The organism is Anaerolineales bacterium, assembly GCA_016928575.1.
Classification (GTDB): Bacteria; Chloroflexota; Anaerolineae; order Anaerolineales; family RBG-16-64-43; genus JAFGKK01.
On sequence record JAFGKK010000023.1, the window covers coordinates 12,199 to 25,507 of the forward strand.

Here is a 13,309-nt window from a genome sequence, read left to right on the forward strand (position 1 = left end):
GCTTTACGCGAACTCCTCTTCCGCCCCCTCCCCATAGTCGATCACTTCCCGCGGCTGGGAGCCCTGGGTCGGCGGGCCGATGATCCCGCGCTCCTCGAGCTGATCCATCAGCCGCGCGGCGCGGGTGTAGCCGATGCGGAAGTGACGCTGCAACCGCGTGGTCGAGGCCTTGCGCCACTGCCGCACCGCGGCGATCGCCTCCTCGATCAGTTTGTCCTCGCCGGATCCGTCGGCCTCTTGCTCGAACATCGGCATCTGCTGCATCGGAAAATCCGGCTCGTCGAGGATCCGTCCGCCGTCCGGACCCGCCGGCGCGTTCGTCGCGCCGTGCGTCACCGGGACGCTCGGCTGGCGCGCCACGTACGCCGCCCGCCAATATTGGACCAGCCGCATGAGCTCCGGCTCCGAGACGTAGGCTCCCTGCAGGCGGACGAGATTCGGCGAATCCGGGGATTGGAACAGCATATCGCCGCGGCCGAGCAGTTTTTCCGCGCCCGGTTGGTCGAGGATCACCCGGCTGTCGACCTGCGAGGCGACCGCGAAGGCGATCCGCGCGGGGATGTTAGCCTTGATCAGCCCGGTAAGCACGTCCACCGACGGCCGCTGGGTGGCGATGATCATGTGGATGCCCGTCGCGCGCGAAAGCTGTCCGATGCGGGTGAGGATCCGCTCGACTTCGTCCGGCGCCATCAGCATCAGGTCCGCCAGTTCATCGATCACCACCACCCACACCGGCAGCGGCTTCTCGCCGCGCTCCGCCGCCCCGCGGTTGTACTCCTCGAGGTTGCGCACCTTCGCGCCGCTGAACTTGCGGTAGCGCTCATCCATCTCGCGCGTCACCCACTGCAGCGCGCCCACCACCCTCTCCAGCTCCACCACCACCGGCGCCAAGAGGTGCGGAATGCCGTTGTAGGAGGTGAGTTCGACCCGTTTCGGATCGACCAGCAGCAGCCGCAGGTCGTCCGGGGTGTTGTGCAGCAGGTAGCAGGCGAGGATCGCGTTGACGCACACCGATTTTCCCGAGCCGGTCGTCCCCGCGATCAGCAGGTGCGGCATTTTCGCCAGGTCGGCCACCGCCGGTCGGCCGGAGACGTCCTTGCCGAGTGCGATCCGCAGCGGCGACCGTCTTTCGCGGAACGCGTCCGATTCGACAACGTCGCGCAGTCCGACCAGCGAGATTTCCGCGTTCGGGACCTCGATCCCGACGAATCCCTTGCCCGGCACGGGCGCCTGGATCCGGATCGAGGGCGCGGCGAGGGCCAGGGCGATGTCGTCGGATAGCGCGGCGATCTTGCTGACTTTAATCCGGGTGGTTTTTCCGCCGCGCGTATCGGCGAACCCCGGTTCGACCCCGAATTGCGTGATCGTCGGCCCGCGGTTGATCTCCACCACCTTGGCCGACGCCCCGAAGCTCTCCAGGGTATCTTCGATAATCTTGGCCCGCTGGCGGTCGATGTTCTCGTCTGACGCCGCTTCCATTCCAGGATTGAGCACCTGTCCGGCCGCCGGCAGCGCCCACGGCGGCGGAGGTTCCGGAACGCCGATCGTGATGACCGGCTCCTCTTCGCCCCGGGGGGGTATGTGCGGCTGGGCTTCGGATTCCCCCACGGCGGCCGAGGGAACGGCGGGCGCCGGCGCAACACCGGATTGGCGGAGGACCGGTTCGGATTCAGCCGTGGGCCGATCGTAACGGACGGCCGGAGAGGCGGTCTGCGAACGGGAGCGCAAACGAAGGCGCGCGGCTTGCCACCGAGCCCGCAGGAAATTTCCCAACCTTTGACACACGGGCCAGAGAAGACGGATGAGTTCCGGGATCGAGACGCGGAAGGCGAGCAGGATACCCACCAGCAACCAGGCCGCCAGCACCAGGACGGTTCCGGCATAGTCGATCAGCGAGAGGAACACGTGCAGCAGCAGCGCGCCCGTGTATCCGCCGCCGTTTCCGTCGCGGGCCGTCAGGAAAATCGTGTCGCGTGTGGGATACGTGAGCAGGTGCGCCAGCATCAGCGATCCGAGGAACAGGACCGCTATCCCGGCGATCCGATCCGGCGCGGGGACGGGCAGCATCGCGCGGAACCGCCTCAGGATGAGGTATACGCCCGGGACGGCGAAGATCAGCGGGGCGAGGAAAGCGCCGAGGCCGAACAGGCGCCGCAAGAGCAGGACCCAGGCGGCGGGAAGCGTCTCCGGCTCGGCCGCGAAAAAGAAGATCAGAGTCAGGAGGCCCAACCCGGCCAAGCCCACTCCGAGGATGTCGAGCCGGCTGTCCGGCGGGACGAGCGGCTCGGAAGAGGGCGCAGGGGTGCGGGTCGTTTTCTTTCCGACGGGACGTTTCGTTTGAGTCGGCACGGTGTTTTCCTAGACCGAGGCGGCCTTGGTCTGGACGATCGCGTGAGTCTCAGGATCGCGTTCGATTATATATCAACGGTCGTCGTATCCCCGCGGATGGGACCGGTGCCATTGCCAGGCGCTGTCGATAATGTCGCGCAGGGCGGGGACGCGCGGCGCCCAGCCCAGCTCGCGGCGGATCTTCTCCGAGGAGGCCACCAAGCGGGCCGCGTCGCCGGCCCGCCGCGGAGTGACCTCGGCGGGGATCGGATGCCCAATGACCTCGCGGGCGACTTCGATCACCTGTTTGACCGAATACCCCGCGCCGTTGCCGAGGTTGTACACCAGGCGCGGCTTCTCCGCCAGCGCGTCGAGCGTCTGCAGATGCGCCGAGATCAGGTCGGCGACGTGGATGTAGTCGCGGATCGCGCTTCCGTCGGGGGTGGGGTAATCGTCGCCGAAGATTTTCGCCGCGGGCAGGAGGCCGAGCGGGACCCGCAGGACGAGCGGGATAAGGTGGCTTTCGGCGGGATGGTCCTCGCCCCGGCCGGGCAGCGCGCCCGCCGCGTTGAAGTAGCGCAGCGCGGCGTACCGCAAGCCGTGGACGAGGTGGTACCACTCGAGGGTCTGCTCGACCATCAGCTTTGTCTGGCCGTAGACGTTGCTCGGCTTGATCGGGGAATCTTCCGTGAGCGGCTTGTCGCTCGAGGCGTACACTGCCGCGCTGGAGGAGAACACGAACCGCCGGATTCCCGCGCGTTGGACCTCCTCCAACAGCGCGATCGAGCAGGTTACGTTGTTGTGCATGTATTTGCCCGGGTCGCGCATGGATTCCCCGGCTTCGATGAAGGCGGCGAAATGCATCACCGCGTCGAATTTCCCCTCCATCAGCGCCGCCCGCAGCGCCTCGCGGTCCGCCAGGTTTGCCTGGATGAACTTCGCCCCCGCGGGTACCGCCGCGCGGTGGCCGGTAAGCAGCGCGTCGAACACCGTCACCGCATGCCCCGCCTCGAGCAGCATCTGTGCGCATCCCGAACCGATGTACCCGGCGCCGCCGGTGACCAAAATGTTCATGACTCGCCTCCGCCCAACTTCATCACTGCTCCTCCCGCCCGACGGGCCACCGGACGCTCAGCCTTCCGGCCCAGCTGTTTCGTCGGCGGGTGATTGCGGTTCCTCCGGACGCCGTCATTGTACATCGATGCGGATCCGCAGGAACCGTCCACGGCTCACTTTAATAAACCGTCGGCGGCAAGCGGGAAGAACAGCGCGCCGAACATCCGCGTCAAAGCGTGAAGAGCATGCATCAAAGCCGGCGTAATAAAACCATCAACCCCAGGAAACCGTACGGTGCGCGAATTTAACCGCCGCGGCCGGCAAGATCCTTCGGTTCGTCGGCGTCCATTGCAGGACGGGCTTTGGGGCTTGAATAGGCTGTCCTCTCCCGGGAAGGCCCGCATCCCCCGGAGACCATGGCGCGCGGGCTGGATGCGGAAGGCTACTCGATCGCTTCGATCGGCGCGGCGTCGGCGTCCAACCGCTTGAGGCCGGCCGATTCGAATTCGACCGTGAGGATTTCGTCTCCGCCGTGGACCCGGCTTTCGAGGATGATGCCCTCGCCGAAGCGGTTGTGGCGGATTCGCATCCCGCTGCGGAACTTGGATTCGCGCGGCGCGCCGGACTCCGGCGTTTCGCGGAGCGGCGATTCGATCCGGCGCCGGAACGGGAAGGTCCGCCCGGCGGATTCCTCCCCGCTCAGCAGGTCCGGCGGGATGTCGCGCAGGAAGCGCGATTCGTCCATCAGTCCGCCGCCGCCCCCGGCCGACCGCCGGAACGCGCGCAACAGATACAAGCGGTCCATCGCGCGGGTGATTCCCACGTAGAACAGCCGGCGCTCCTCAGCCATCGCCTCCGGGTCGTCCATCGAGCGCATGTGCGGAAGCAATCCGTCGTCCAAGCCGACGAGGAACACCACCGGAAATTCCAATCCCTTGGCCGCGTGGAGGGTGAGCAGCACCGGCGCGTCCTGCGCCTCGGTCAGCGTATCCTGATCGGAAACGAGCGCGATCTCCTCTAGGAAGCGGTCGAGCGGAATCTCCTCGAACTCCTCGGCAACCGCAATCAATTGCTCCACGTTTTCCCAGCGTTCGTCGCCCTCTTCCGAGCCGTTCCGCAGAAATTCGCGGTAGCGGATATCCCGCAGGATCCGCCTCAGCAATTCCGGGACCGTATCCTTGCCCGCCGCCGCGCGCCAATCGGCCAGCATCCGTCCAAAAGCGGCGAAGGCGGGCGCGGCGCGGGGCGGGAGAAGCGCGGCGAGGCGGGCCGTCGCCGCCGCATCGGCCATCGCCAGCAACAGCGTCCCCGGCTGCCGGCCCCCGCGCGCGGCGGCCTCCTGCAGTGCGGCAAAGGCCTTATCGCCGATCCCGCGGGTCGGGGTATTGATCGCCCGCGCCAAGCTGACCGCGTCGGCCGGATTGTGGACCAGGCGCAGGTAAGCCAGCGCGTCCTTCACCTCGCGCCGGCCGTAGAAGCGCTGGGCGCCGACCAGCCGGTAGGGCAGGTTGGCGCGGATGAATTCCTCCTCCAGGGCGCGCGATTGGGCGTTGGTGCGGTACATCACCGCGCAATCCCCGGGTCGGAGAGTCCGCTCGCCTTCGCCAGGCATCTGCGCCGTCAGCTCGGAGATCGTCTCGACCACGAACCGCGCTTCGTCGTGCTCGTCGTAGGCCTCGCGCAGGACGAGCTTCCGCCCCGCGCCGCGGCGGGTGAAGAGCTTCTTGTCCACCCGTCCGCGGTTGACGCGGATCACGCCCATCGCCGCGTCGAGCACGTTCTGCACCGAGCGGTAGTTCTCCTCGAGCAGGATCGTCCGCGCTCCGGAAAAATCCTCCCGGAAGCGCTGGACGTTGCGGTAATCCGCGCCGCGCCAGCGGTAAATGGACTGGTCGGCGTCGCCCACAACGTAAAGGTTGCGGCCCCTCTCAGCCAGCAATTTCACCAATGCGTACTGGACTTCGTTCGTATCCTGGAATTCGTCCACCAGGATGTGCAGGTAGCGCTCCTGGTAGCGCCCGAGGATTTCGGGGTGCTCCCGGAACAGGCGCACGGCCAACAGCAGAAGGTCGTCGAAATCGGCGGCGCGGCTGGCGGCGAGCAGCTCCTGGTAGCGGCGGTAGGCCTTTCCCGCGGCGCGTTCGAAGGGCGTGAGGTTTGGGAACCGTTCGGGGGACAGCATCTCGTTCTTGGCGCGCGAGATCGCGCTTTGGACCGCCCCGGGGGAATATTGCTTGATGTTCAGGTTGCAGTCCAGCAGGGCCTGTTTCACGGTCCGCTCGGAATCGTCGCCGTCGAAGATCACGTAATCCCGCGGCAGGCCGACCGCCTCGCCGTCGCGCCTCAGCCAGCGGGCGCACAATGAATGAAAGGTTCCGATCGACAGATGGCGCAGGCCTCGCTCCCGCCCGTCGCCCCCGTCCGCCGCGGCCAGCAGGCGCTCGATCCGTTCGCGCATCTCCCGGGCGGCCTTGTTGGTGAAGGTCACGGCGAGGATCTGCCGCGGCGCGATCCCCGCCTGCAGGACAAGATGTGCGAACCGGCAGGCCAGCACGCGCGTCTTGCCGGAGCCCGGACCGGCCACGATCAGCGCCGGCCCCTCGCCGCACTCCACCGCTTCGCGTTGCCGCGCATTCAGCGATTGTAGGTAATCCATGTCGGGGCTTTTCCTACGGCGCCTTCACCGCGCGCGTCGTTGTATCATAAACCCGATTCCATTTCCAACGCGGTTCCGTTTTTCCCGAAGCGCGCAAAGCGCCCCATGCCGGCGTCACGCCTTCGCGCTCGTCGCGCGCATCGCGGGAAGAACGGAACCGCCCGCGCGTTCGAACGATCGGCCGCCGCGCCCGGCCCGATCCGGCGCCGGGGGTTCGGGCTATGGGATCGGCGGTGCCGCGCCCGGCGGGGTTTCATCCGCCCATCTCGGCGCATTTTGTTCTAGGGTCAGGATCTCCTTCGAGCCGAACGAGACCCCCGCCCCGGCCAGGGCGACCAGCCCGGCGATCACGAACAGCATCGGCGTTCCAAATCGGTCCGCAAACAATCCGCTGAAAATCATTCCCAGGGGAACCACGGCGGTGATCAGGCTCAAGAACACCGAGATCACCCGCCCTTGGATTCCGGGTTCGATCACCGATTGAAAAATCGCAAAGACCGGGCCGTCCACCAGGGATCCCATCACCCCCGCCCAGGCGATGGCGGCCAGCGCCATCGCCAAGAAGTCCGGCGGCGTCAACCCCACCAAGAGCAAGCCCGTCCCCATGCCCGTCATGCCCAGCAGGACGGTCACGATCCGGCGCTTGAATCCGCCCCAAACCGAAAGCAGCAATCCGCCCGCCACCGTCCCCACACTCGAGGCGGCGTCCAGCCAGCCGATCTCGAGTGCGCCGCCGCCGAAGTGTTTGACCGCCAGGATCGGCAGCAGGGAATAGGCCGGATTGAGGAAAAACTTCACCACCACGGCCACCGCCATGATCAGCAGGCCGCCCTTCCAGCCGCGGATATAGCGGAAGCCGACGCGCATATCTTGGAGGATGTTTTTCCGGGGTTCTTCCGGATGTCCCTGCGGCGCCGCCGGCTGCGGCACGCCGATCGCCAGCAGAGGCAGGACCGCCAACACCGCGGTGAGGAGATCGATCGACAGCACCCAATGCATCGGGAAGACCATCACCAGCAGCGCGCCCGTCGGCGGCGCCACGATTCCCAAAGCTCCGTTCAGGGTTTGATTCAACCCGCCCACCCGCGCCAGGTGTTTCTGGGGGACCATCAACGAGGTCGACGCCAGCATCGCCGGCCAGTGGAAGGTGCCCGCCGCGGCCCGTAAGAGCATCGCCGCATATACGTGCCCGACTTCCATCCACCCCCGGGCATTCAGGATCACCAGCCAGAGCGTGACCAGCGCCACCAGGCTGTCGGCGGCCACCATGATCCAGCGGCGGTTGTGGCGGTCGATGAACGCACCGGCAAAGGGTCCGATCAACACCGTCGGCAGCAGCGCCGCCAGCGTGGCGACGGTCAGGACCAGCGCGGATCCGGTTTGGGCGGTGAGCCACCAGACCAGCGCGAACTGGACCAGCATCGAGCCGAAAATCGAGAAGACCTGGCCGGTCCAGATCATGGAAAACCGAAGCGCCCAATTTTTCGGAAGGGGTGACTCCTGTCTGGCATTCAACGATGGATAGTCCTTGCTTCAAGGATTGGGTCTCCCCCTCCCGCTGCGGAACGGGGAAAGCCGGTCACCGTTCTACCATATTGCAGGGCGATCCCGAAGGGGTGTTTACCCCCGGAAATGGTCAGCCGGATGCGCCGCGGGGAAAAACCGCAGTCCCCGGGCCTGGACGTGCACGGCGGCTTTGGGAAAATCCGGCAGACCTCCGGCATGGTCGAAATGCAGGCGCGTCATCAGGATGTCGGTCACCGCTTCCGGGGCGTATCCCAGCCGCCGGATCTGATGGACGGCGGCAATTGCCGGATCCTCGACCCCGCCGAAGATTCGTTTAAGGAGTTCCTGCTTCCCGGCCGGCGACTCGTAATCCCGCTTAGCCAATCCGGCGTCGATCAGGAGAAGCCGGTCTTCCGTCCGGTGCAGGACGCACGCCCCCCACGCGCCGCGAGAGAAACGGCGGGCGCATTTCTCCGCAATTATGAATCGTCAAGACATGGATCGAATCTCGCTGAGGCCGGGATTCCTTTTCATCGCCGCGAGCCGGCGGTGCGGAAACCGATCGCGGCGGATTCCTCAAGCGCCCCCTCTCCCCCCGGGCGGCCTTCCGGCCTCGAAGGATCGGCTGTATGCGGCCTCGGAGTGGTTCCTGCAGGTCTTTTTTTACCTTGCAGGCGTTCCCGATTCCCCGGAACCCCGTCCCTTGGAATCGCGCCCGGCGCCCGCCTCCCGCCCTCCTAGCGCCTCGGCCGGATCCGGATTGTGTGGGTTTCCCGCGCGGCGGTGTGGCGGTAGAGGAGGACCTGCTCCTCCCACCGGTACTCATAGGTTCCGTCGGAGACGCTCACGTCCGCCCCGTCCGGGTAGTGGAACCGCGGGACAAAGACCTCCGTTGGTCCGATCACGTCGGCGGCGTGGCGGAAGGCGCAGGAGAAGGTCCGCCGGCGGACGTCGAAGCTCATCCGCAGAAGCTCCCCGGCCGCCGCCCGGACATACGGCCGCACCACCGCCCCCAAAGCGCGCCCCCCCGAATTCACGTCGCGCGGGTCGCTCTGCTGGTCGCGGCTGAAGATGGAAAGGTCCTCGTTGTTCCAACCGTCCCCGTGGGCGTTGGTGTTGTCGGCTGTGTAGTTCCACAGCGTCAGACTCAGCCGCGCGTCCTCGAACGCGCGCATCAGCCGGTCCATCGCGCGCGCCTGCTGGCGGAAATCGCCCGTCCGGTAAGCCCGTTTGTCCTGCAGGTCGTAGGCGATCCCGGATTCGCCGATCAGAACCGGAGGGGAGTCCAGCCTTTGCTCCGCCCAACAGCGGAACAACTCGAGCTGCTCGCGGAAGGAGCGCCGGATGTACCACGGGGTGAAGATCGGCCGCCCGGTGTGGGCATTGGTGGCCAGCCAAGCCGAGAAGTTGCGGAAGAACAGGACCGATCCGTCGTACCAGTGCGGAGCGTAAACGATGTTGCCGGCCTTCCACTCGGGCGGTGGAGTCTCCGGCGAACTTTCGATGAAAACGACAGCCTTGGGATCCACCGCGCGGACGGCCTCGGCGAAACGGCGGGCGAAGGGCAGATAATAATCCTGAGAAAAATCCACCCGCCTTCCGTTGCGCGCGGCGAAATACTCCGGCGCCAGACAGCGCGGCCGGCCGTCCGCCCCGACATCCCAGACCCCGTGCCCGCGCCAGGGGCACTCCCTGCCCGGCAGCCAAGCGCTTCGTCTGCCTTCGTTCAAAATCCGGCTTCCCGTCCTGCGGAATCCCGTCGGGCCGGCCTCCCAAACTTCGACCGCCTGTGAAAACCCGGAGCCGAGCAGCATGGATTGAAACGGGCTCGGCAGCGGGCCGACTTTAACATAGCCGCCCGGCCGGCGCAGATCCTCCCAGCCGAGAAACCCCTTGCCGGGTTCGTTCAAGGTGTCGTAGCCGACGACGCAGGGCAGGTCCTTCAGCCGCTCGGCCAGTCGGCACACGGCGCCGAGGTAGCGGCGCTGGAGAAAATCCTGGATCGGTTCGCCCTCCACCCGGAGCCGGGGGGCGAAAACATTCCCGCCGAAGAACAGCGTGAACATCGTCCCGGCCGCCAGCTTGGCTTCGTTGGTCGGCCAGATCATCCGCGGAAGCGGGCCTTCGTGGAAGGGATGCAGGACAGCCGCCCCGGTCGCGTGCAGGTTGCGGAGGTCGAAACCGGCGGCCTCGAGAGTCCAGCCCGGTGCGCCGTCTCCGCCGGAAAACCGGCTCCACACGTCCTGGTGCGGATCGATGAACAGCAGAAAGCCGTGCCGGCCGGCTTTTTCCACGACGGCGCGCACGTACTCGAGGTACTCCTCGTCGTAGATCCCCGGCCCGGCGTGCTCGACCGCCTCCCAGGTGACGAGGAAGCGCAGGAAATTGAAGCCCCACGCCCGCAGGCGCCCGAGGTGCTCGTCGGCCTCCTCCAGCGGAAAGGGCCGGCCGACGAACGAAACCCCGCGATGACCGAAAAAATTTTCGCGGATGTGCGTGGCGCCGTCCGGACGGAAGGGCACCTTGCTGCTCCCGCCGAGATTGACGCCCCGCAGGAGGAGAGTCCGTCCGCGCCCGTCGAGCAACTCGTTTCCGCTGATGCGCATCATGCCCTTCTCCCGCCGCGTCCCGGCGCTTCCCGCCCGCGTTTCAATTCCGGATTCAGGCTATTGGAACAATTGAACGATGCGTTCCGGTATCTGCGGAGCGCTGAGGATCAGATCGGCGACCGTCGCGGCGGCGGCGAACCCGCCGGCGGCCAGGAATTGGCGGCGCGGAATCTCCCCCCGCCGCAGCCGCAGGATCGCCAACACGCTCAGTGCGGCGAGGAACGGGTACATGGGGTACCGCAGCCGGCTGGTCACAGTGATCGGAATCGCCGCCGCCGGCACAATCAGCGCGAGCAGGGCGGCGATCCGGGCCGCGGCCGGCCCTTTGCGCAAGGCCGAGATCCAGCCGGCGCCGCCGACCGCCAGATAGAAAAAATAAAAGGGGGCGGAAAGCAGGAAGGTGACCAGCCGGGAGATCCCCGAGAGGTGAAACCACCATGCGGATGTGCGCAGGGCGCTGAAGAATTTCGCGGTTTTCACCATTTGCAGTCCGAGAAATCCCCCCGGATCCGAAAGCATGTATTGGAAATACATCTCCGTGCCGTGACGGTCGGTTTCCAGAAACCCGTGCTCGCTCAGGTACTGGTTGATCTCGGGAGTCACGAGTTGTTCCCCCAAGGAATCCGGATTGTTGCCGACCCACAGGTCGTAGCCTCCGGCGGCGGTCAGCAGGACGCAGCGCCCGTACACCGCGCAGTTGCGCGCCGTCCAGATTCCCACCAAAAGAACCGCCGCCGCGGCGGCCGCCGGCAGAAGAATCCATTTTTTCTTCACCGCCAGGAGGAGGAGCAGCACCGCCAACGCCAGAATGGCGATCGGGCGGACGAGGATCGCCGCCGCCAGCAGGACGGCGGTGCCGAGCGCCGCCTTGGCTGTCGGGGAATCCGCGAACCGCACCATCCCGGCCGCCGCAAGCAGGATCAAGGTAAGGTAGAGGGTTTCCGTGAATAGCATGGCGGCGATCTGGATCAGGTCCGGATTGAATCCGTACAGCGCCGCCGCCAGCAGGGCCAATCCATCCCGGTCCTCCGATTCGCCCAGCACCTTGCTTGCCAGATGGAACACCAGCAGCGCGTTCAGCGCGTGCAGCAGGGATTGGACGATCCAAACCGGCTCGAGATGATGTCCCAGAAGGCGGTAGATCACCGCTAGGAAATACGGATACCCGGGGCCGACGACGGCGATCGCCGGGTCTTCCGCCAGCGCCGAGCCTTCCACCAGCCGGAAGCCCCCGCCTTGCGCCAGGTTCCAGCCGATCGTGTCGTACCAGCGCGCGTCGACCATCGGCGCAATGCGGAATCCGAAGGCGTAGGCCAGCGCGCACGTCAGAGCGGCCGCGAGGATTGCCGCTAGATAAAGGGTTCTTTTTCGGAGGCTGATCGCCAAGACAGCCGCTCCCAGTACAAAGCCGTCGGACGGAAACCGCTTTGAAAGCCCGCCGAATTATAGCCTCACAAGGGACGCGATGGGGGAAAAGCGGAAGGCGCCCCTCTCCCCGCTGCTTCGGAGCGGGAGAGGGGCGCCTTAATGAATGGGAGTCGAAAAAGGCGGCTGAGGCGGTTGCCCTGCCCGGCCAGTCCGCCGTGAGGACCCGGGCTTGCCGGGCTCTCTGCGGAGGCTTTGGAATCGCCGCATTTTTTGCTTTTTCCCCAGCTCGTCCGGCATGAACAGGCTATCCGCCTCGGAAGATCACCCGGCCCGCCAAGGGCTTTCCCGCCATCACCGGGCAAAGATAATCCAGGACGGGATCAATTCCAAAGGAGGTTTTTCACCGCCGGTCAATTCGCTTTCTTGAGTTGATCCTTGAAGAACGCCGACAGCACCGTGTTGACGACCGTCACGATCAGCGCCCCAAGAAAGGCCGCCAGAAAATCCGCCCGGTACCCGAAGCCGAATAATCCGCCGATCTGTCCAGTCAGCCAGAAGAGGAAGGTGTTGATCAGCAGGGTGAACAGCCCTAGGGTGAGCAGGATGAACGGGCAGGTCAGGAATTTCAGCAGCGGCGCCAGGAGCGAATTAACCAGCCCCAGGATCAGCGCCAGGACGACGATCGCCAGCCAGTGGGCGGATTCCACGACCAGCCCCTGCCCCGGCCGGAGGAGGATGTAGATTTCCGGCACGAGACGGATGGCCAAATAAATGGCGACCGAGTTGATTCCCAATCGGACTAGAAATCGGGTCATAGGACACCTCCAGAAAAAGTATAACGCATCCACTGAAATGTACGTCGTTTTTGGAACCCAAGTTCTATCAGGACGTCGGCCGAGGCCTCCGGCGTCGTCTCCAGCGCCGCTCTGCCGTCCGGCGTACGGTATTGCACGGCGGCGTCCACCAGCGCCCGTTCCACCCGGCCGCAGGTTCCGGCGCGCTGGATCAGCACCCCCTCCCATCCGGTCGGACGTTCGTACATCGTGAGGGCGGCCAGCGCATCCCCCTGCCCGCGGGCGAGAAAATGCTTCACCGTCCTTCCCTCCAGCAGGTGTCTGAGGCGCTTCCCAACCGAGGGGCGGAACGCCTCCGCCGCGAGAGGAACGTTCCACGCGGTGCCGTCCGGGGTCACCTCGCGGTACAAAGCGAATTCCTCGCCCCATTCGGCGTCTTTGCGGAGGGAGACTTTGCAGGATGTAGGCGCGGCCGGCGCAGGCCCGGCAGAATCCCTTGCCCGGGTCCAGGAAATCCGCCCGCCGATATCGGCGAATCCGAGTTCGCGATAGAGCCGCGCCGCCGATTCGTTGGCCGCATCCACCTGCAGGTAGATCTTCCGACCGCCTTCGGCGCGGACGGCGTCCATCGCGTGCCGGACCAGCCCCCGGGCGATTCCCCGGCGCCGGAAATCCGGATGGACGGCGACGTTGGAAAGCAGCCAGGCTCCCGCTTCCGGAGTCCGGCGGGTGATGGTGGCGTTGCCTACCAGGCTCCCCGCCTCCGTCCACACCGATCCGAGCACCCATTCGTCGGGCTGAACGGCGCCGACCAGCCGCGAGAGGCTCCAGGCCGCGCCGCCCAGCTCCGCGATCCAGCGCACGTCGTGCAGCGACCGCCGGGCGGAGGAATCCAGCACGTCGGCGAAGCACAATTCCACCAGCCGGGTGATTTGCGGCACGTCGTGCGGGAAGCGGGCCCGACGCGGGCCGGCGGCGGAACCGCTCATTCC

9 protein-coding genes are annotated in these 13,309 nt (G+C 66.2%); all 9 read right to left on the reverse strand.

Annotation, left to right across the window (positions count from 1 at the left end):
- Window positions 1-3: 3 nt before the first annotated feature.
- The 9 genes from JW929_03605 to JW929_03645 all read right to left on the reverse strand — a co-directional run bounded on the left by JW929_03605 (window position 4) and on the right by JW929_03645 (window position 13,306).
- Window positions 4-2,349, reverse strand: a complete 2,346-nt coding sequence (locus tag JW929_03605; GenBank protein MBN1438472.1) for a DNA translocase FtsK 4TM domain-containing protein — start codon at window positions 2,347-2,349, stop codon at window positions 4-6.
- Window positions 2,350-2,421: 72 nt separating this feature from the next.
- Window positions 2,422-3,402, reverse strand: a complete 981-nt coding sequence (gene galE / locus JW929_03610) for a UDP-glucose 4-epimerase GalE (protein ID MBN1438473.1) — start codon at window positions 3,400-3,402, stop codon at window positions 2,422-2,424.
- 424 nt (window positions 3,403-3,826) lie between these two features.
- Entirely contained in the window at window positions 3,827-6,040 is a 2,214-nt protein-coding gene (locus tag JW929_03615; protein ID MBN1438474.1) for a UvrD-helicase domain-containing protein, read from the reverse strand.
- 219 nt (window positions 6,041-6,259) lie between these two features.
- Window positions 6,260-7,501, reverse strand: a complete 1,242-nt coding sequence (locus JW929_03620) for an MFS transporter (GenBank protein MBN1438475.1) — start codon at window positions 7,499-7,501, stop codon at window positions 6,260-6,262.
- 159 nt (window positions 7,502-7,660) lie between these two features.
- Window positions 7,661-8,029 carry an MBL fold metallo-hydrolase gene (locus JW929_03625; GenBank protein ID MBN1438476.1) on the reverse strand — a complete coding sequence of 123 codons (369 nt, stop codon included), beginning with the start codon at window positions 8,027-8,029 and terminating at the stop codon, window positions 7,661-7,663.
- Window positions 8,030-8,283: 254 nt separating this feature from the next.
- Window positions 8,284-10,155: a cellulase family glycosylhydrolase gene (locus tag JW929_03630; protein ID MBN1438477.1), complete on the reverse strand. Its 1,872-nt coding sequence runs from the start codon at window positions 10,153-10,155 to the stop codon at window positions 8,284-8,286.
- Between the two features lie 57 nt (window positions 10,156-10,212).
- Window positions 10,213-11,541, reverse strand: a complete 1,329-nt coding sequence (locus JW929_03635; GenBank protein MBN1438478.1) for a glycosyltransferase family 39 protein — start codon at window positions 11,539-11,541, stop codon at window positions 10,213-10,215.
- A 392-nt stretch (window positions 11,542-11,933) separates the two neighbouring features.
- The gene (locus JW929_03640; GenBank protein MBN1438479.1) at window positions 11,934-12,338 is read right to left on the reverse strand and encodes a phage holin family protein; all 405 of its coding nucleotides are present in this window, start codon (window positions 12,336-12,338) and stop codon (window positions 11,934-11,936) included.
- A complete protein-coding gene (locus JW929_03645) occupies window positions 12,335-13,306 on the reverse strand; it encodes a GNAT family N-acetyltransferase (GenBank protein MBN1438480.1) in 972 nt (323 codons plus the stop codon). The genes JW929_03640 and JW929_03645 overlap by 4 nt, the downstream gene beginning before the upstream one ends.
- Window positions 13,307-13,309 lie beyond the last annotated feature (3 nt).